Origin of the sequence: Rhizobium sp. B21/90, from assembly GCF_019355815.1 — a bacterium.
GTDB classification, from domain to species: Bacteria; Pseudomonadota; Alphaproteobacteria; order Rhizobiales; family Rhizobiaceae; genus Rhizobium; species Rhizobium rhododendri.
In genome coordinates this window covers 2,834,352-2,855,003 of the sequence record NZ_CP072162.1, presented here as the reverse complement: position 1 = coordinate 2,855,003, position 20,652 = coordinate 2,834,352, and the positions used below count along the sequence as shown (strand labels likewise).

At 61.4% G+C, this 20,652-nt stretch carries 11 protein-coding genes and 1 pseudogene; 3 read left to right on the top strand and 9 right to left on the bottom strand.

Annotated features, from left to right (window positions below):
* Nucleotides 1–53: 53 nt before the first annotated feature.
* The gene (locus tag J5278_RS13710; RefSeq protein ID WP_209187370.1) at nt 54–3,002 is read left to right on the top strand and encodes a bifunctional [glutamine synthetase] adenylyltransferase/[glutamine synthetase]-adenylyl-L-tyrosine phosphorylase; all 2,949 of its coding nucleotides are present in this window, start codon (nt 54–56) and stop codon (nt 3,000–3,002) included.
* Between the two features lie 21 nt (nt 3,003–3,023).
* Here the strand turns inward: J5278_RS13710 and J5278_RS13705 are convergent.
* The 9 genes and pseudogenes from J5278_RS13705 to J5278_RS13670 form a co-directional block, all read right to left on the bottom strand.
* Nucleotides 3,024–5,330, bottom strand: a pseudogene (locus tag J5278_RS13705) (PAS domain-containing sensor histidine kinase); the annotation flags it as partial.
* A 212-nt stretch (nt 5,331–5,542) separates the two neighbouring features.
* Nucleotides 5,543–8,191, bottom strand: coding sequence for an aminopeptidase N (gene pepN, locus J5278_RS13700; RefSeq protein WP_209183270.1), 2,649 nt, complete (start codon nt 8,189–8,191; stop codon nt 5,543–5,545).
* Between the two features lie 179 nt (nt 8,192–8,370).
* Nucleotides 8,371–9,615, bottom strand: coding sequence for an MFS transporter (locus tag J5278_RS13695; RefSeq protein WP_142829836.1), 1,245 nt, complete (start codon nt 9,613–9,615; stop codon nt 8,371–8,373).
* Nucleotides 9,616–9,869: 254 nt separating this feature from the next.
* A complete protein-coding gene (locus tag J5278_RS30935; protein ID WP_247749021.1) occupies nt 9,870–10,058 on the bottom strand; it encodes a hypothetical protein in 189 nt (62 codons plus the stop codon).
* A 155-nt stretch (nt 10,059–10,213) separates the two neighbouring features.
* Nucleotides 10,214–11,089, bottom strand: a complete 876-nt coding sequence (locus J5278_RS13690) for a uracil-DNA glycosylase family protein (RefSeq protein WP_209183271.1) — start codon at nt 11,087–11,089, stop codon at nt 10,214–10,216.
* Between the two features lie 61 nt (nt 11,090–11,150).
* Nucleotides 11,151–12,440 (bottom strand): Hsp70 family protein, encoded by a 1,290-nt coding sequence (locus J5278_RS13685; RefSeq protein ID WP_209183272.1) that lies wholly within the window; start codon nt 12,438–12,440, stop codon nt 11,151–11,153.
* 152 nt (nt 12,441–12,592) lie between these two features.
* Nucleotides 12,593–15,709, bottom strand: coding sequence for an efflux RND transporter permease subunit (locus J5278_RS13680; protein WP_209183273.1), 3,117 nt, complete (start codon nt 15,707–15,709; stop codon nt 12,593–12,595).
* The gene (locus J5278_RS13675; RefSeq protein ID WP_209183274.1) at nt 15,706–16,941 is read right to left on the bottom strand and encodes an efflux RND transporter periplasmic adaptor subunit; all 1,236 of its coding nucleotides are present in this window, start codon (nt 16,939–16,941) and stop codon (nt 15,706–15,708) included. The genes J5278_RS13680 and J5278_RS13675 overlap by 4 nt, the downstream gene beginning before the upstream one ends.
* Nucleotides 16,942–17,337: 396 nt before the next feature.
* Entirely contained in the window at nt 17,338–18,126 is a 789-nt protein-coding gene (locus tag J5278_RS13670) for an SDR family oxidoreductase (RefSeq protein WP_209183275.1), read from the bottom strand.
* Between the two features lie 252 nt (nt 18,127–18,378).
* On the opposite strand from J5278_RS13670, the gene J5278_RS13665 reads away from it, so the two are divergent.
* Both J5278_RS13665 and J5278_RS13660 read left to right on the top strand, forming a co-directional pair.
* On the top strand, nt 18,379–20,043 hold the full coding sequence (locus tag J5278_RS13665; protein ID WP_209183276.1) for an electron transfer flavoprotein-ubiquinone oxidoreductase: 1,665 nt from the start codon (nt 18,379–18,381) through the stop codon (nt 20,041–20,043).
* 11 nt (nt 20,044–20,054) lie between these two features.
* Nucleotides 20,055–20,585 (top strand): GNAT family N-acetyltransferase, encoded by a 531-nt coding sequence (locus J5278_RS13660; RefSeq protein ID WP_209183277.1) that lies wholly within the window; start codon nt 20,055–20,057, stop codon nt 20,583–20,585.
* Nucleotides 20,586–20,652: the final 67 nt, after the last annotated feature.

The following is a 20,652-nucleotide window of genomic DNA, read 5'->3' as shown; positions in this document are numbered from 1 at the left end:
GCCTGTTGGCCGGGGCGTTTGACCACGACCGCTTGAACAGGCCGGAGTGCTGTGTGACCCCATCGACAGATCGACTGGATACCGTGGCTCCTGGCCTTCTGCGACCGTTGAGCCAGGCCGAAGCCAAATCTGCCCTGGCCAGACTGAAGACCCTTGGCAAGACCGAGCCGACAATAGCGGCGTTGCTCGACGGCGATACGGCGTTGCGGGATTTTATCGTCGCGGTTTTCACGCTTTCACCCTACCTCCGCGATACCGCCGAGCTCGACCCGCCTCTGCTCGCATCCGCCATCGATCTGCCTTTGCTGTCGCAGATCGACCGGTTGGTTACTGATGCCCGGGAGGCGTGGCGGCCCGTCGACGGCGTCGTCGCTTCCGAAACCGAGCTGATGGCCCGGCTGCGGCGTATCAAGCGCAAGACGGCATTTCTTATAGCGCTCGCCGACCTAGGCCGGCTGTTCGATGCAAAGACGTCGGCCCGCCTGCTGAGCAGACTTGCCGAGGCCTCCATTTCCGCAGCAATCGACTTCCTGTTGCTGTCGGCCCACGAGGCCGGCAAGCTGACGCTGGTGAACGTCACGGCGCCCAGCCAGGGCTCCGGCCTGATCGTTCTCGGAATGGGCAAGCTCGGCGCAGAGGAGCTGAACTACTCCTCCGACGTCGATCTGGTGATCTTCTTCGACGAGGCGGCGGGCATCGTTGCCGATCCGGACGACGCCATAGAAATTTTCCCGCGACTGATGCGGCGCCTCGTCCGCATCCTGCAGGAGCGCACGGCCGACGGATATGTGTTTCGCACGGACCTGCGCCTGAGACCCGATCCCGGCGCCACCGCCCTTGCCATGCCTGTCGATGCGGCGATGATCTATTACGAGGGCAGGGGGCAGAACTGGGAGCGCGCCGCCTTCATCAAGGCCCGCCCGGTAGCCGGCGACCGCGAGGCGGGGGCAGCCTTCATCCGCGATCTCGTGCCCTTCGTCTTCCGCAAATATCTGGATTTTGCCGCCATCGCCGATATCCATTCGATCAAGCGGCAGATTCATGTCCACAAGGGTCACGGCGCGATCGCGGTAAAGGGCCACAACGTTAAGCTCGGGCGGGGCGGCATCCGCGAGATCGAATTCTTCGCCCAGACCCAGCAGTTGATTGCCGGCGGACGCATGCCGTCGCTGCGCAGCCGGGCAACGGAGGCAACGCTTGCCGAACTGACCAGGGCAGGCTGGATCGATGCCGAAACGCGCGACGAGCTGAGCGAGGGCTACTGGTTCCTCCGCGATGTCGAGCACCGCATCCAGATGGTGCGTGACGAGCAGACCCACCTGCTGCCCGAGACAGACCCCGAACTGAGGCGCATCGCGCTGATGATGGGCTTTGCGGACCTGCCGCGCTTTTCGGAGCGGCTTGTGTCCGTGCTGAAGACAGTCGAAAAGCGCTATTCCCAACTTTTCGAGTACGAGAAGGGATTATCCGGCGAGGCCGGCAATCTCGTCTTCACCGGCCAGGCTGATGATCCCGAGACACTCCAGACCCTGCAGCGTCTCGGCTTCGACCGGCCGGCCGATATCTCCCGCATCATCCGCACCTGGCATTACGGCCGCTATCGCGCGACCCAATCGGTCGAGGCGCGGGAGCGTCTCACGGAACTGATGCCGCAATTGCTGCGCGCCTTCGGGGAAAGTACGCGGGCCGACGAGGCGCTGCTGCGCTTCGATCAGTTTCTCGCCGGACTGCCGGCCGGCATCCAGCTCTTTTCCCTGCTCGGCAACAATCCCGTGCTGCTCGGCCTTCTCGTTACCATCATGTCGGCGGCGCCACGGCTGGCCGATATCATCGCCGCGCGTCCACATGTCTTCGATGGCATGCTGGATCCGGGCATCATGACCGAGCTGCCGACGCGTAACAACCTCTCCTCGCGCCTCGAAAGCTTCCTGCAGCCCGCCCGGCACTACGAAGACACGCTCGACCGACTCCGCATCTTTGCCGCAGAGCAGCGCTTCCTGATCGGCATCGGGCTGCTCACCGGTGCGATATCGGGGGAGATGGCGGGACGGGCATTCAGCCATCTGGCCGATCTCGTCATCGCGTCGGCGCTGGATGCGGTTCAGAGCGAAGTAGGCCTGGCGCATGGCAATTTCCCCGGCGGTCGCATCGCCGTCGTCGGCATGGGGAAGCTGGGCAGCTTCGAACTCACAGCCGGGTCCGATGTCGATATTATTTTGCTCTATGACTACGACGATGGCGCAACCAGCTCGGATGGTCAGAAGCCGCTCGACGCCACCCGCTATTTCACCCGCATCACCCAGCGCCTGATCGCCGCCCTGTCTGCGCCGACGGCCGAGGGCATTCTCTATCAGGTCGACATGCGGCTGCGGCCCTCGGGCAACAAGGGGCCGGTTGCAACCCGCATCAATGCTTTCGAGAAATATCAGCGCGAGGAAGCCTGGACCTGGGAGCATATGGCGCTTACCCGGGCCCGGCTGGTTTGCGGCGACCCGACACTGGTCTCGCATGCCGAACGGATCATCGCCGGCATTCTCGCCGCGCCTGCCCATACAGCAAAGATCGCCACTGACGTGGCGGACATGCGGGCACTCGTCGATAACGAGAAGCCGCCCGCCGGAGTGTGGGATCTCAAGCACATGCCGGGCGGCCAGATCGACATCGAGTTCCTCAGCCAGTATGCGCGGCTGGTGTCGCCGCTCGCCGTTACGGCGGAAGACCGGGGCTTCACTACCGCAGAGGCGCTTGCGCGCTTCGGCCCCGGTCTCATCCCCGAACAGGATCTCGCCACGTGCCGGCAGGCGCTGGCGCTCTATACCGAGCTGTCGCAGCTGATCCGCCTTTGCATCGATGGTGTCTTCGATCCCGCACAAGCGCCGGCAGGGTTGATCGATCTCGTGGCCCACGCCGGCGATTGCCCGGATGTGGTGACACTGGAGGCTGAACTCCGCCGCCTAGGCGACGCGACGCGCCGCATATTTCATGCGGTCCTCGCGCGGTAAGGCACCCGTCGAGGTTGGCTGGTCTGGAATATAGACGGAGATGACGGTGCCGACGCCTTCGCGAGAACGGATGTTCATGGTGCCCTGATGCAGCGTTGCCAGTGAGCGGGAGATGGCAAGTCCAAGACCGGAGCCACCTTTGCTCTTGGCGTATTGGTTCTGCACCTGCTCGAAGGGCTGGCCGATCTTGCCGAGTGCGGATTTCGGGATGCCGATACCGGTGTCAGCGATCGTCAGCATGACACCTTCGCTGACATCGCGCAGGCGCACGGCGATCCGCCCGCCATTGTTGGTGAACTTGACGGCATTGGAAAGCAGGTTGAGCAGGATCTGCTTCATGGCTCGACGGTCGGCCGTCAGCGTTCTGCCTGTCAAGAAGCGCTGCTCTACCTGGATATTCTTCGAAGCAGCCGGCACCGAGGTAAAGCGCAGGCATTCCTCGATCAACGGCACCAGGTCGATTGTCTCGCAGGACAGCTTGACGTGACCGGCCTCGATCTTCGACATGTCGAGAATATCGTTGATGACGTTGAGCAGATGCTTGCCGCTGTCGTGGATATCGCGCGCATACTCGTCGTATTTTTCCGATCCGAGCGGACCGAACATCTGGTTCTGCAGGATTTCCGAAAAACCGAGAATGGCGTTGAGCGGTGTGCGCAGCTCATGCGACATGTTGGCGAGGAATTCGGATTTGGCCTTGTTGGCCGCCTCGGCGCGGTCTTTTTCGGCCAGGTAATTTGTGTTGGCAATCGAGAGTTCCGCTTTCTGGCGCTCGAGAGTTTGCCGCGAGGCGGAGAGGTCGTCGATGGTCGCATTGTTGCGTCGCTCTGATTCGCGCAGGCGCTCCTGGTGGCGTTTCAGCAGCGTGATGTCCGTGCCGACGGAAACGGTGCCGCCATCGCGCGTCCGGCGCTCGTTGATCTGCAGCCAGCGCTCGTCGGCAAGTTGCACTTCGGTGGTAACCGAGTAGCCAGAGCGGTCCGCATCGGCTATCCGCCGCTCGATCACGGGACGGGCTGCGGCTGCAGCCACGGCCGAACGCTCGGTACCGGGCATCAGGACGCTGTCTGGAAGCCCGTAGGCCTGCTGATAGTGGGCGTTGCACATGACCAGGCGGTCGTTTTTGTCCCAGAGTACGAAGGCTTCCGACGTACATTCGATAGCATCCGCCAGCCGCTGGTCGGCTTCGGCGTAGCGCTGCGCCAGCCGGTGCTGTTCGGTGACATCCATGGCGATGCCGATCATGTGCTCCTGGCCGGAATTGGTGCGGATAACCTGGGCACGGACCCGCATCCAAACATAGTGACCGCCGGCATGGCGAATACGCAGGATCTGGTCGATCTGGCTGGCCTTGCCCTTGGCGACGGCGCGTGCCAGCTCATACAGGCTGTTGTCGTTCGGATGCATCAGGCGGGCCGCGTCGCCGAAAGACAGCGTCTTGTCCGAGGCGGGCAGGCCGAGCATGTCGTACATCGAGCGCGACCAGAAGAATTCGCGGTTGGCAAAATCGAAATCCCAAAGGCCACACCGTCCGCGCGACAAGGCAGTCTCGACGCGCAGGTTGGATTCCAGAAATGTCTCGTCTGCATCCCGGGCTCGCCGGACCTGCATGTAATAGGCGTAGAGGATGACCAGCAGGATCGATGAAATCCCGGCAAATAGCGTCACGTTCAGGGTGAGCTCGTCGCGCCACAGGCGGCCGATCTGTTCCAGGGACACGGCCGACACGATGAACCCGCCCTTATCGCCGATAAGGGCGATCGAGGCGTAGTAGGGCAGGCCGCCGATGGTGGTTTCGATCACGCCCCCGCCGTCCCCGAACCGGCGAATGGTCGAGACTTCAGGAAAGAAGTCCGAGATCGTCAGACCGACGTAGCGGACCCCGTCGATGGAAGAGGCAAAGACGCGGCCGCTTGCCTGCACAAGCAGCACGAAGTCGCCGCTGTCGAGCCTGTCCTGCGGCAGGAAGGTGCGAAGCCGCGCTTCGGCCGCATCCCTGTCGCCGACATCGAATAATGTCACGTCATGGGCAAAAGCGGCGGATGCGACAGAGGCGGAGAGAACCGTGGAATGACGAGCCGCTGTTTCCATGCGGCCGTGCTCCATCACCATCGCGACGATATGCGAGGCAGCCACCACGGAGAGAAAGGCGAGAATCAAGATCGGGATTGCCCGCTTGAGGATGTTTTCTGCCTTGGAAAAATTGCGTGAAACGTTGCCGACGCTTACCCCTGCGCGGTCGATAAGACCGTCATGCCAAGATTTAAGATCGTCAAAATTGACACGCAGCCGCCCCTCGGCCGCAGTCGCCCGCCGCACGTCCACCATATCTCGCCCTGAACCTCGTGTGATTCGCGGCGCCGCTCGCCCGAACCTGCGCCAATGAATCATTCGCGATTCGGCTTGTCCAGAGGGCGTGATAAAACTTTCTTAACTATTTGCTATTGCAGGTTTTTTAGACGTCGAGATTGCGCCGGTCGGACACAATGCCCAGTCTTTGTCGTACTTGTCGCGCAAATCACCTGTTGCGTCGCCGCAAATCACTCCTTCAAAATGCGGTCGACGATGTCGCGCACGTCGGTCGAAAGCTCGCCCGCCCGCTCGATCTGCATCAGCGCCGCGCGCGCATGATCGGCGCGCACAGGCTCCAGCGATCGCCAAGAGCGCATCGACGTCAGGATACGGGCGGCAAGCTGCGGGTTGCGCGGGTCGATGGTGAGGATTTCTTCGGCTAGGAAGCGGTAGCCTCCGCCATCGGCGCGGTTGAAGCCCGTCGGATTGTTGAAAGCGAGGGTTCCGACCAGCGCCCGCACCCGGTTGGGATTGGCGCGCGTGAACAGCGGATCCTGCATCAACGCCTGGACGCGCTGCAATGTTGCGGCGCCGGGCATCGAAGCTTGGATCGCAAGCCACTTGTCGACGACCAGCGCATTGTCTTCGAATCGGCTCTTGAAGGTCGCCAGTGCCTCGTTGGCTTCCGCCGTTTCCGGGAAGCGATGCGCCAGGATTGTCAGCGCGTGGCTCAGATCGGTCATGTTGTTGGCAGCGTCGAAGGCGGCCTTGGCGCGCGCGGGAGTGTTGTCGGACAGCGACAAAAAGCCGAGCGCGGCGTTGCGGAGCGCGCGTCGGCCGGCGCTGGCGGCATCGGGGCTAAAGTCGCCCGGTGTTGCCATGCCCTCGTGGAGCGCCGCAAAGATATCCCTTCCGGCGTCGGCGATCTGCGAAAGGATCGCCTGGCGGCCGGCGTGGATCGCGTCCGGGTCGTTGTTGGCACCAAGCTCGCGGGCGAGGTCGGCCTCGCTCGGCAGGTTCAGCACCTGAGCGCGGAAGGCCGGCTCCAGTGTTTCGTCTGCGGCAGCCGTCAAAAGGGCGTCGATCAGCGTCTGGTCGCAGACGACGGGCGCACGATTTCGGGTGTCCTGGACGGCCCGCAGCAGGATCGGCAGCGCCAGATCGGTGAGTGCCTGCCAGCGCGCAAAATGATCGGACTCGAAGCGCGCAATGAGTGCAAGATCGGTGGCGCTCTGGTCGAAGTGCAGATTGATCGGCGCCGAGAAACTGCGGTTCAGGGAGAGCACGGGACGTGACGGGATGTCGTGGAAGACGACAGTCTGGGCGCGTTCGACCAGATGCAGCACGTCCGTCGTGAACTCCGCACCCTCGACTTTCGCCGGTGTCATTGGCTGACCGTCTTCGGAAAGCAGGCCAAGCCGCAGCGGAATATGCATCGGCTCCTTGGCAGACTGGCCGGGCGTTGCCGGCACGATCTGCTCGAGCGACAGCGTGAAGGTCCTGGCGAAAGCATCGTAGGCGCAGGAGGCGGTGACCAGCGGCGTACCGGCCTGATGATACCACAACGAGAACTGCGTCAGGTCGCGGCCGCTGACCTCTGCAAAGCAGGCAACGAAATCCTCGACCGTCGCGGCGTCGCCGTCATGACGCTCAAAATAGAGATCCATGCCTTTCTTGAACAGATCGCTGCCGAGCAGCGTCGCGATCATGCGCGTGACTTCGCTGCCCTTCTCGTAGACCGTCGTCGTGTAAAAATTGTTGATCTCGCGATATTTCGTCGGGCGGACGGGATGCGCCAGCGGTCCGCCGTCTTCCGGAAACTGTTCGGATTTCAGATGCCGGACCTCGGCGATACGCTTGACCGGGCGCGAGCGCTGGTCGGCTGAAAACTCGTGGTCGCGGAAAACCGTCAGGCCTTCCTTCAGGCAGAGCTGGAACCAGTCGCGGCAGGTGATGCGGTTGCCAGTCCAGTTGTGGAAATACTCGTGGGCAATGATCGCTTCGATGTTGGCATAGTCGGCGTCGGTCGCCGTTTCCGGATCGGCCAAAACATACTTGTCGTTGAAGACGTTGAGCCCCTTGTTCTCCATTGCCCCCATGTTGAAGTCGGAGACGGCGACGATCATGAAGATGTCGAGATCGTATTCGCGGCCGAAAACCTCTTCGTCCCACTTCATCGAGCGCTTCAGGGCATCCATAGCGTAGGCAGCACGCGGCTCCTTGCCGTGCTCGACATAGATCTTCAGCGTCACTTCGCGCTCGGACATGGTGACGAACGTGTCTTCGATGACGCCGAGATCGCCGGCGACCAGCGCAAAGAGATAGCTCGGCTTTGGATGCGGATCGAACCACGCGGCAAAGTGCTTGCCTTCGCCATACCCGGCACCGCCGAGGAAGTTACCGTTCGACAGCAGCAGCGGATTGGCGGCCTTGTCGCCGATGATGTTGACGGTGTAGGGCGCCAGCACGTCGGGGCGGTCGGGAAAATAGGTGATGCGGCGAAAACCCTCGGCCTCGCACTGCGTGCAATAGATGCCGCCGGTGCGGTAAAGGCCCATCAACTGGGTATTGGCTTCCGGGTTGATGATCGTGGTGATCGTCAGTTCGAAAGGCAGCGTCGCAGGCAGATCGCGCACAGTCAGGCTTTTGTCGGTGACCGAATACTGCGACGCCGGAACTTCTTCCTGGTCAAGCAGCAGGCCGGAAAGGCTCAATTCGTCGCCGTCGAGGATCAGAGGCGCTGTTGCATCGACTCCTTCGCGGCGGTGAAAGATCAGCCTGGCTTCCACCTTGGTTGCGGTCGGATCGAGTTCGAAGGTGAGGTCTACGCGCTCCAGGACAAAATCTGTGGGACGGTAGTCCGCCAAATGGACGATCTGGCCGATATCAGTGCGCATGGGGGTTCCTAGGTAGACGTTAGGGACGGTGGCCGAGCGGGCGCGAGCGTCGATTTGAAACAGCTTTATTCAATATGATTACATTAAAATCTGAACCAAAGCTAAAGCCATGTATTTCTTCGACCGCAATTTGCAATTGCTGTCCGAAATTCTTTGATAACAGAAGAATTTACCGGCGATCAGGCAAGGCGGTCGTCTGGCGAAGCAGTACGGACGGATGTCTCCGTCCCGCGCACCGGGATCGGCATGGCCTTGAAATCAGTTTTGTCGATGCGCCCCTCACCAACTTTTCGCCGCGCAGTGCGCCAGCCCGCGTAACCAGCATAGAACGCAAAAACCAGCGCCAGAAACCAGAGCAGTCCCGACGTGCCGAAGACCTGCATCATTGCACCAGCAGCCAGCGGACCGACGACGGTGCCGAGGCCGTAGAGGATCATGATGCCGCTGGAGATCGTCACATATTCGTCCGGGGCCGCGCGGTCATTGGCATGCGCGACGTTGATCGCGTAAATCGGGTAAAGCACCGTGCCGACGAAGAAGGCGGCGATATAGAGCGAGACGATGGAACGGACATCGAATAGGGTCATGACCGCACAGGCGACGACGCCGACGATGCCGCAAACGATCATCACCATGCGACGGTCGATCAAGTCGGATACCCTGCCTATCGGCATTTGCGAGATCGCCCCACCTGCCAGCACGCAGGCGAGGAGTGTCGCCCCCTGCGCCGTATTCATGCCGACGATCTGGGTGTAGACGCCGCCAAGACTATTCCAGGTGCCGGACAGGGCGCCCGATAGCAGCGAGCCGACAAAGGCAACGGGAGATAGTTGATAGAGCTTGGGAAGGTTGAATTTGGCCTGGGCTATCGGTGTCGGAGAGGCGGCCGTCGACAGCGCCGTTGGTAGCATGGCCAGCGCGAAGATGATGCCGCAAAGGATGAACAGAGACGTCGATTTGGGATCGCCGAGCGGGACGAGATATTGCCCGCCGATCGACCCTACCAGGCAGGTGATCATATACACCGAGAAGATCGTTGCCCGGTTGGCATTGGTGACGCGCTCGTTCAGCCAGCTTTCGATGATCAGGTAGCTGCCGGCGATGGCAAAGCCGCTGATGAAGCGGAACGCCACCCAGGCCCGCCAGTCCACCAGCAGCGCGCAGAGCAGGATGCCGACGCCGAGCAGCGAGATCAGGGCGCCGAACACGCGTACATGGCCAACCCGCTTCACAAACAGCGGAGTGATGATGCAGGAGATGGTAAATCCGAGCGTATAGCCGGTTGCGATGAAAGAGATCGTGAATGTCGACCAACCCTCCGCAACCGAACGGATCGGCACGACGTAGTTCATCAACCCGAGCCCGACCATCATCAGGAGGGTCGACAGCATCAGGCTGGCGATAGAGATCAGGCTTGCCAGCATGGCACTGTTCCGCTCTTGGCAGGGGTGGATGGCAGAGAATGTATTGTCCTCTATCCCACCATCGGCGCGCAATCAATCGCGACACGTCGCGGCGCATAAAGCGCGTCACCGCAAGCGAAATCGTATTTCCGTTTGAATGTGAATTGGCGGCTGAGGTTCTCGTGGCGCTGAGGCTGTTGCCCGGCTTGCTCTTTCAAGACGCTCGCATCGCCACGTTCACCGAGCACTTCAGCTATGCGGCGCCTGCACGCTTTTCAGGAGGCGCGAAATTCCGCGAACATCGTGGTCGGGCGGACAAGGCGGGAAGATGTGCCGGTGCCACGAGCCGTTATCTGCTCGTTTGTCGCCTCGAGGCGGCGATAGCCGTGCGGCCCGCGCAAAGAAGCATTTACCTGACGGAGGGTTTCAAACCCGCAATGTATAGGACGCGAACGAATGGTCATTGCCTTGGATCCTGATCGTGGTTCCTCCCAAGACGCCCAATTAATATCGCAATGCAGCATCGATTCTACAACGCATGTTGCCGCCATGGCAGTCATGCGTAAATCACATGGCTAAATTCATAATTTCATTATAGTGCCAAAAAAATAGTCGCTTATCAGACTGCATCGATCCGGCGGCGAAAAGCCAGAAGATCCTGCCACGCCAATCGCTTGTTGATCGGCGCGGTCAGCAGGTCCTGGGGATGCAGCGTCGCAATCGCCGGGACGGAGCCGGCTCCGGCGCCGATTTCGCGCCAGTGTCCGCGGAGGGCATGAATGGTCTCGTTACCGCCGAAGAAGAAGCGCGCAGTGAAATTTCCGAGCAACAGCAGGACTTTCGGCTCTGCCAAAGCGATTTGCCGCTCGATGAAGGGGCGGCAGATATCCGTTTCCGGAATGGATGGCGCACGGTTGCCCGGCGGCCGCCACGGAATGACATTGGTGAGTAGTATGCCATCACGATCAAGGCCGATCGACGCCAGCATCCGGTCGAGAAGAAGGCCGGACCGTCCGGCGAACACAGCGCCCTCGCGGTCATCGTCGGCGCCCGGCATCGGGCCGATGACCATGATTCCGCTCTCCGGGTTGCCGCTCGCAAACAGTGTCGAGCGCGCGCTGTTCTTCAGATTGCAGCCGTTGAAGGCTTCCAGGGCGGCTTTCAGTTCCGGCAGCGAGCGAGCGCTTTCAGCAGCAAAGCGCGCCTGGTCGATAGCCTGTTCGTCTGGAATGGCCGGCGCGCGCGCTGCAGCGGGCGGCGCAGTCGCAACCGCCTTTGCCGAAGGCCGACGTTCGGCAGCGCTGGCGATCTGGCTTGCCGGCGTAGGCGAGGGTGCCGGCGCCGGACGCCCCGCCTGTCTCGCCGCTTTCAGCGCCTCGAATTCAGCAAAGCGGTCCACCGGATTCTCTTCCAGCATCCAACTGATGCCCGCGTCGGCATGGAAATGCAAAAGCGCGGCAAGTTCGGCCGAGGAGAGGTCTTGAACGGAGATCATGGCTGAACTCTACCGAAGCCGGTCGGGCAAGGGAAGGGCCAAAGCCCCCGCCATCCCCGGCTCAGGACGTCCACTGGGCGATATCGTCGCGCTCGCCGATCAGCGCCAGACCGTGCGCGATCGACAGCAATTCGCCACCGGTCTCGATCCGGCTCACGTCGAAGCGCTCGGTGAACAGCCGGCGCACGGCGGGCACGAACGACGTCCCGCCTGTCAGGAACACCTTGTCGATGCTGGAAGCCGGTGTGTTGGTCTTTTCCAGCACCTCGTCCAGGGCCGCCTCGATCCGCGCCAGTTCCGGCGCTATCCAGCCATCGAAATCGCTGCGCCGGATCGATGTCTTGCCGGCAGCGCCGAGAGGCGGAAAATTGAACTCCGCCTCTTCCGCGGATGACAATGCCATCTTGGTGGCGGAAACCGCCTGGTAGAGCGGATATCCCTCGTCATGCTCGATGAGCTCGATGAAGGTTTCGAGCTTGTCAGGCTCGATGGCCGTGCGGACCAGTTTTTGCAACTCCGGAAATTCGCGCGACGTCTTGAAGATCGACAGCTGGTTCCAGCGGCCGAAATTGGCGTAATAGGAGGAGGGCACCTCGAGCAGCTTGTCGAAGCTCTTGAAGTAGCTTCCCTTGCCGATCAGTGGCGAGACGACATTGTCGATAATGCGGAAGTCGAAATGGTCGCCGGCGACGCCGACGCCGGAATTGCCTATCGGCGTTGCGGTCAGCCGGCCAGCCGCAGTCTCGAACCGTATCAGCGAATAATCGGTCGTGCCGCCGCCGAAGTCGGCCACCAGCACCGTGGCGTCGCTCTTGAGGTTCTGCGCGAAGTAGAAAGCGGCCGCGACAGGCTCGTATACATAATGGATTTCCGGGAAACCCAGCCGCGTCAGCGCTTCGTTGTAACGCGCTGTCGCCAGCGCTGGATCCGGGTTGGCGCCGGCGAAATGCACAGGCCTTCCCGTGACGATACGGCCGATATCCGATGGCCAGTCGTCGCCGGCATAGGCCTTCAGGCGACGCATGAAAATTTCCATCAGGTCTTCGAAACTATGCCGCTTGGCGTGCACCAGCGTTCCCTGGAACAGCGCGCTGGCTGCAAAGGTCTTGATGGACTGGAGAAAACGGCAATCGCCGGGATTGTCGATGAACTGGCGGATCGCAGCGTTGCCCGCCTCGACCTTCAGCGCTGCAGCGCCGAGATGGCGATCCTTCATGAACGACAGGGCGGTGCGCATGCTGTCTGCGGAGCCGGCAGTGCTGGTGAACGAGACCGAGCGGGTGGTTGCTCCGTCCGCCAGCGCCATCACGCTGTTCGTCGTGCCAAAGTCGAAACCTAGCGCCTGAGCCATGCTCGCACTCCTGTCTGCCGAAAATGTCTGGATGGGGCGATGTCCCGCGTCAAAGCGAAACGCCCTCTGATCGAAGAGGGCGCGTCATCGCATAGGCCATCAGGCTGCGCAAGATGGTGAAGGCCCTGAAATCTCTCCGGACAGGCCAGAGGTCATTCCGCCGCAATCGCGGTTGGAGGGTTCTCCTGCTGCGGCTGCTCTTTCCTGCGGCCGAGGCGCCTGACGAAATTGTCGAGCCGGTTCATCTCCAGGAAGATGACGGGCGTGATGAACAACGTCAGGATCTGCGACACGACGAGGCCGCCGACGACTGCGACGCCAAGTGGCTGGCGGAGTTCCGAACTCGCGCCGCCACCGATGGCAATCGGCAGGGCACCGAGCAGGGCGCAGAATGTCGTCATCATGATCGGCCGGAAACGCCGGACGCACGCCTCATGAATAGCCTCGGCGGGCGACACCTTGTCCGACGATCGCAACGTCTCGAGCGCCACGTCGATCATCATGATCGCGTTTTTCTTGACGATCCCGATCAGCATCAATAGCCCGATCAGCGCGATGATCGACAGGTCGAAGCCAAACACTTTTAGCGCCAGCAAGGCCCCGAGAGCTGCTGCCGGCAAGCCGGAGAGAATTGTCAGGGGATGGATGAAGCTCTCATAGAGCACGCCGAGTACCACATAGATGGTGAGCACGGCGGCCAGGATCAGATAGGGCGTGCTGCCCTGCGATTGCTGGAAGATCTGGGCGGTGCCGCCATAGGACGTGAAGACGTCAGCCGGCATGTTGATCTGCTTCTTGATCTGGTCGATAAACGCCGTCGCATCGCCCAGCGCCTCCCCGGCCGGCAGGTTGAACGACACCGTCGTCGAAACCAGCTGTCCCGTCTGGTTGATCGTCACAGGTCCGGTATTGCGCTCGATATGGGCAAAATTGGATAGCGGGACCTGCGCGCCGGAGGAAGACGAGACGCGGATGCGCGAAAGCTTCTGGTCGTCCCAGGGCTGGTTGGCATCGTATTCGATGATGACGTCATAGCTGTCGCCGGTGGATTGGATCTGTGCGGCGGCATAGTCGCTGAACGCTTCCTGCAGCGTCGTGCGCAACGAGGCATTGTTGATGCCGTAGGCAGCAGCCTTCTCCGTGTCGATGACGATATTGGCCTGCAGCGCGTTGTTCTGCGCATCGGTCGTCACGTCGGTGAAGCGCGGATCCTTCTTCATCTCCACGAGCAGCTTGTTGGCCCAGGTGTTGGTCAGGTCGGCGCTTAGGGCCTGGACCACCAGCTGATACTGGCTGGCCGTCTGTCGTCCGCCGAAACGCAGGCTCTGCTGCGGATTGATGAACACCTGGATGCCCGGGATGGTCGCCACGGCGGCCCGCATTTCCCGGAGCGTCTGGTCGAGCGGCGGACGATCCTTCTTGTCCTTAAGCTGGGCATACATCGTGCCGTTGTTCAGAGTCTGGCGGGCACTGGCACCAACGATCGACATGACATGTTCGACAGCTGGGTTCTTTTCGATTAGTGCCGCAGCCTGGCTCTGGAGATCACGCATGGCATCATAGGAAATGTCCTGCCGGGTGCGAGTCGAAATCTGCAGGCGGCCAATGTCTTCGGTCGGGAAGAAGCTCGCCGGCAGGGTCATGAACAGGTAGATCGACAGCCCCACGGAGGCAAGGAAGCTGCCGAGCACCATGGCGCGGTTGCGCAGGCACCAGGCGACACCCTTGTCGTAGTTACGCTCAGTCCAGTTGAAGCCCCGGTTGAAAAGGCGAACGGGATACGGCGGATGACTGTGGCCGCTCGACAGGCGCGAACCTAGCATGGGCGTCACGGTCAGCGAGACGATTGCCGACGAGACGATGGCGATTGCCACCACCATGCCGAATTCGTTGAAAATACGCCCGACGACGCCGCCCATCAGCAGGATGGGTATGAACACCGCGATCAGCGAGATCGACATCGAGATGATGGTGTAGCTGACTTCCGCCGAGCCCTGGATGGCCGCTTGGCGCACCGGCATGCCGTTCTCGACATGTCTGAGGATATTTTCCAGCATGACGATGGCGTCGTCGACCACAAGCCCGACCGCTATCGTCAACCCGAGCAGTGAGATGTTGTCGACGCTGTAGCCGAGCACATACATCATGCCGAATGTTGCAACCAGCGACAGCGGAACCGCCAGCCCGGGGATGATCGTTGCCATCACGTGGCCGGTGAACAGGTAGATGACGAGGACCACGAGCCCGATTGTCAGTGCCAGCGTAAACTTGACGTCGCCGATCGCTTCCCGGATCGGTGCCGCCGAATCGTTCATGACAACCGTCTTCACCGATGCCGGCATCTCGGCATGCAGCTTCGGCAGCGTCTTGTTGATCTCGTCGACGACATCGACGGTATTGGCGTCGGGTTGGCGCTGGATCGACAGGATGATGGCCCGGCTGCCGTCATACCAGCTGCCGATATTCTGGTTTTCGACGCTGTCCTGAACGTTGGCAACATCGCTCAAATGAATAGGCGCACCGTTGGGATTGGCGATGACCAGGGTGCGGAATTGCGCGGCGTTGGTGCGCTGCGTATCCGCATTGATGGTCATGCTCTGGGCGGAGTTCTGCAATGTGCCGACGGGCACCTGGCTGTTGGCGTTGACGACCGCAGAGTTGACGGTGTCGATGCCGATGCCCCGGGCAAGCAGCTTGTCGGGGTCGACGCCGATCCGCACGGCATAAGTCTGAGCACCGTTGACCGTCACTTCAGCGACGCCCGGCAATGTCGACAGCGATGGGGAAATGATGTTCTCGGCGATATCGTCGAGCTTGCTGCGCGGCAGGGTGTCGCTCTGCACGGCGATCAGCATGACAGGTGCGTCTGCCGGGTTGGTCTTGCGATAGCTCGGCGGCGTCGTCAAATTGTTCGGCAGCTGCCGCGTTGCCGTGGAAATCGCCGCCTGAACGTCTGCGGCCGCAGCGTCGATGCTGCGGTTGAGATCGAACTGCAGGACGATGCTGGTGTTGCCGAGCGAATTGGTCGAGCTGATTTCGCTGATGCCCGGAATTGTCTCGAACTGCTTGATCAGCGGCGTCGCCACCGATGTCGCCATGGTCTGCGGCGAGGCGCCGGTCAGCTGGGCGGAAACGTTGATAGTCGGGAAATCGACCTGCGGCAGGGCTGCGACCGGTATCAGCTGGTACCCGGCAAGGCCGGCCAGAACCACGCCGATCGCGATAAGGGTAGTTGCGACCGGACGCTGAATACAAAAAAGCGGGATCATGGCTGGGCTCCGACCGCAAAGTTTTCGGTCTTGCCGTCAGCGGCGGATGCAACCTTCTGTGCCGCACCGTCGCTGAACTCTTCCTTGATTGTCTGGCCGTCCGTCACTTGCGACTGGCCCTCGATGATGACGTGATCGCCGACGGCGAGGCCCTTGGCGACGGCTGTGCGGTCGCCGTTGGCGCGCGCGACAGTTACCGGCGTGACGTGAACCTTGCTGTCCTTGCCGACCACGAACGCAATAAAGCCGTCCGGGCCTGGCGCCACAGCGACCGTCGGCACCACGATCAGCGGCTCCTTGTCAGAGAAGTGGACGGAGACGTTTTCCGATCTTCCGGGCCACAGTGCGCCATTGGCATTGTCGAATTTCGCCTTGACGATGATTGTGCCCGAGGCGGAATCAACCGTGTTGTCGAAGAAGCTGACTTCTCCCTGGCGAGGCTTGCCCTTGGCGGAGCGCGGAACGGTGCTGACGGGAACCGGACCAGCAGCGAGCGCCTCCTGCAACTGGCGCAGACTGGTTTCCTGCAGGTTGAATTTGACAAAAGCAGGATCGTACTTGGTGATCGTGACGATGGCGGTGCCGGGGCTCACATAGGCGCCGAGGCTGAGGGAGATGTCGCCGAGACGTCCGTCATAAGGCGCACGGATATCAGTGTGCTCCAGCAGCACCTCGTCCGACGCAAGCTGCGCCTTGTCGGCCGCAGCAGTCGCCACAGCTGCGTCGCGCGCCTCCTGCGCCTCGTCCGCCGTTGCCTGGGTGCCCGCCTTGCTGCTCAAAAGGTTCAGCGCGCGGGTCAGCGCTGATTCTGTCTGGGCCAGCGTTGCCTGGTCCTTCGCATACACCGCCTTGTCCTTGTCGACGGTGGCCTGCGCAGTGCGCGGATCGAGTTTGGCGATCAGGTCACCGGCCTTAACCGTTGCCCCATCCTGCGCAATGATCTGCGTGATCACGCCGCTTTCCTGCGCGGCTATGGTCGTCGAATCGACCGGCACCACCCATCCCGTGGCCGTCACATCCATAGGCAGGGTCGTCTCGACCGCAGCAACGGTTTTGACGACGACCGGCGCGCCTGACTTCTTACGATTGCCATTCTCGGCCGTGCTGGTGCTTGCGGGCGACGTGGAGCCCTTTCCAAGCAGGGCAGAAACATAAGGAAGACGTTCCCGGTAAGTCCAAAGCGCCGCACCTGCGACAATGACGAGACACAGCGTGATCCAGAATTTCTTCATATGTGCTACCGGTAAGGAACGACTTCGTAAGTAAGCGGCCTACAGATGTGCAATGAAACCAACGCAGAGATGACAGCGCCAGAGTAACACTTCACATTTCCGTTACCGCGCCATTAGAATACGTTCAGTTTATCTTGGCTGGCGAACCATTAGCGGGCAATCTATCACAGTTATTTCCGGGGAAAAATTAACACTTGGAAAGCTTCGGGCCGCCCGGCATGCCAAAAGGCGTTGAATCGCTCCGGAATTACATCCCAAGATTTCTCATTGCTTTCACATGCCTCCGCTGATTGCAGCAGGTGCGTTGTCGCCGCACCGGTCCTAACTTGCCTCACTCGTGGACAAGATGGAGAGCAGTCCGAACCCGGCGATCGATGTCGGGTTCGGCATCCGCGATCAGACGGAGCGCGCAGCGCCGCCGTCGCAACGGATCATCGAGCCGGTGATGTAGCTTGCCGGCTCGCTGCAGAGGAACGCCGCCGTCGCCGCGAATTCGTCGACCCTCCCATAGCGTCCGACCGGGATGCGTGCCTGCTTCTCGGCACGGATGTCTTCCATCGGGCGGCCCGTACGCTTTGCTGCCGCGCCGTCGAGGTCGTCGAGCCGGTCGGTTGCGATGCTGCCCGGCAGCAGCATGTTCGAGGTCACTCCGTAGCTTGCAACTTCGCTTGCCAGCGTCTTGCTCCACCCGGCAAGCGCCGGACGCATCGTGTTGGAAAGAGCCAAATTAGCCAGCGGCTCGATGACCCCGGAGGACGCAACGGTCAGGATGCGGCCCCAGCCCTGCGCCTTCATGGCTGGCAGCAGCGCGTTGGTGAGGGTGATGACGCGCGCCACCATGGTGATAAAGTAGCTCTCGAGATTTTCAGCGGTCATCTCTTCGGTGGTGCCGGGAGTAGGGCCGCCGCTGTTGTTGACGAGGATATCGAGGCCGCCAAGCTTTGACGCAACTCCCTCGGTGAGTGTTTTGACGAAGTCGGGATCGGCGAGATCGGCTTGCAGCCAGAAGGCCTTGCCGTTTCCCTCGGCATTGATGGCTGCGCAGTTCGCTGCCAGCCTTTCGCCGCTGCGACCGCAGAGGAGCACGTCAGCGCCTTCGCGCGCCAGCGCCACGGCAATACCGTGTCCCAGTCCCTTTGAGGACGCCAGGATGAGTGCGCGTTTTCCCTTGATGCCGAGATCCATTTTGGTCGTCCTTCATTCTCGATGGCCTGTGCCAATGCTCTTCATATAGAGCGGCCGCTGGCGGCGTAGAAGAAAAATGCGCTGTCTTTTCCGTCTGTCCTTTGCCCACGGCATGAAAACTCGGCTCACGGTCGATTGTGCGAATTGAGGGAGCCGGCGTCGCATCCCGGCTCGACAATCCTATTCCGTTTTGACAAGAGATAAGACAAAACGGGGACAGGGCCGCGCGCACGGCCAAGTGGAGACGACGCTATGACCGATGCAATGGAACTGCCGGAACGCGAAAGCATGGAATTCGACGTCGTCATCGTCGGCGCCGGTCCGGCCGGCCTGTCGGCCGCTATCCGTCTGAAGCAGGTCAATCCGGACCTCACCGTCGTCGTGCTGGAAAAAGGCGCCGAGGTTGGCGCGCATATCCTGTCCGGAGCTGTAGTCGATCCTGTCGGCATCGATCGCTTGCTTCCGGGCTGGCGTGAAGAGGAGGGGCATCCCTTCAAGACGGAAGTCAAGGCCGACCATTTCATGCTGCTTGGCCCTGCCGGCTCTGTCCGCCTGCCGAATTTCCTGATGCCGCCGCTGATGAGCAATCACGGCAACTACATTGTCTCCCTCGGCCTCGTCTGTCGATGGCTGGCCGAGAAGGCAGAGCGGCTCGGGGTCGAGATCTACCCCGGCTTTGCTGCGACAGAGGTACTCTATAATGGCGCCGGCGCCGTTATCGGCGTTGCCACCGGCGACATGGGCGTCGAGAAGAATGGCGAGCCCGGCCCGAATTTCACCCGCGGCATGGAGTTGCTCGGCAAATACGTGCTGATCGGCGAGGGCGTCCGCGGTTCGCTGGCGAAGCAACTGATCGCCAAGTTCGACCTGTCCAAGGATCGCCAGCCGCAGAAGTTCGGCATTGGTATCAAGGAACTGTGGCAGGTAAAGCCTGAGAACCACAAGCAGGGGCTGGTGCAGCATTCCTTCGGCTGGCCGCTCGACATGAAGACTGGCGGCGGCTCTTTCCTTTACCATCTCGAAGACAACACGGTGGCCGTCGGTTTTGTCGTCCACCTCAACTACAAGAACCCCTATCTCTATCCCTTCGAGGAGTTCCAGCGTTTCAAGACCCATCCCGCGATCCGCGGCACGTTCGAAGGCGGCAAGCGTCTTTCCTACGGCGCCCGCGCCATCACAGAAGGCGGCTGGCAGTCGGTGCCGAAGCTGACCTTTCCGGGCGGCGCGCTGATCGGCTGCTCGGCCGGTTTCGTCAACGTTCCGCGCATCAAGGGCAGCCACAATGCGGTGCTGTCCGGAATGATGGCGGCCGACAATATTGCCGCTGCGATTGCCGCCGGTCGCGCCAACGACGAAGTTGTCGAGATCGAAAACGAATGGCGCAGCAGCGACATCGGCAAGGATCTGAAGCGGGTGCGCAACGTCAAGCCGCTATGGTCGAAGTTCGGCACGGTGCTCGGCGTCGCGCTCGGCGGCCTCGACATGTGGACCAACTCGCTGTTCGGCTTCTCATTTTTCGGAACAGTCAGCCACGGCAAGACCGATGCCGCCTCGCTGGAACCTGCGGCAAAGCATAAGAAGATCGACTATCCGCGTCCGGACGGCGTACTGACCTTCGACCGCCTGTCGTCCGTTTTCCTGTCGAACACCAATCACGAGGAAAACGAACCGGTCCACCTGCAGGTCAAAGACATGGCGCTGCAGAAATCCTCCGAACACGACATCTACGCCGGCCCCTCGACGCGCTACTGTCCCGCCGGTGTCTATGAATGGGTGGAGAAGGACGGAGCCGAAACCTACGTCATCAACGCCCAGAACTGCGTCCACTGCAAGACTTGCGACATCAAGGACCCAAACCAGAACATCAACTGGGTGCCGCCGCAGGGTGGTGAGGGGCCTGTCTATCCGAACATGTGAGGAGCGCCGGGATGACGGGAGATCCAGCCGACAGCTTCATCATCCGGCTGGCCCGGCTTGAGGAGTTGCCACGGCTGACGGAGATCGAACTCGATGCCTTCGCGACGCTCGCCGATGCGCGCGGTGGAAGCCGCGAGGCCCATGCCTTGCCGGAGAGCCTGCTGCGGCAATCGCTGGATGACGATCTGCTGTTCGTTGCCGCAGACAAAGAGAACCAGCCGATAGCCTTTCTCGCTGGCACGCAAAGCGACGAAATGCTTTATATCCGGGAGATAGACGTTGCACGTGCCTGGCAACGCAAGGGCGTCGGCCGGCGTCTGATGGCAACTGCCATCGAAACCGCCCGCGCCAGTCGCCTGCGCGGCGTGACGCTGACGACGGATCGTTTTGTGTCCTTCAACGCGCCTTTTTATGCCCGGCTGGGATTTTCGGAAATCGTCGACAGCGACCTTGTCCCTGAACTGCGCAAGGCGCTGCACAACGAAGTCTCCGTCGGCATGGGTGCAGACCGGCGTGTGGCCATGATCCTGCGTTTTACCTGACGGTTTGCACGTCGAGCGCGATGCGCCGATGGTTGGCGGGCGACTGCCGCCCGCCCGCCTGAGAGGC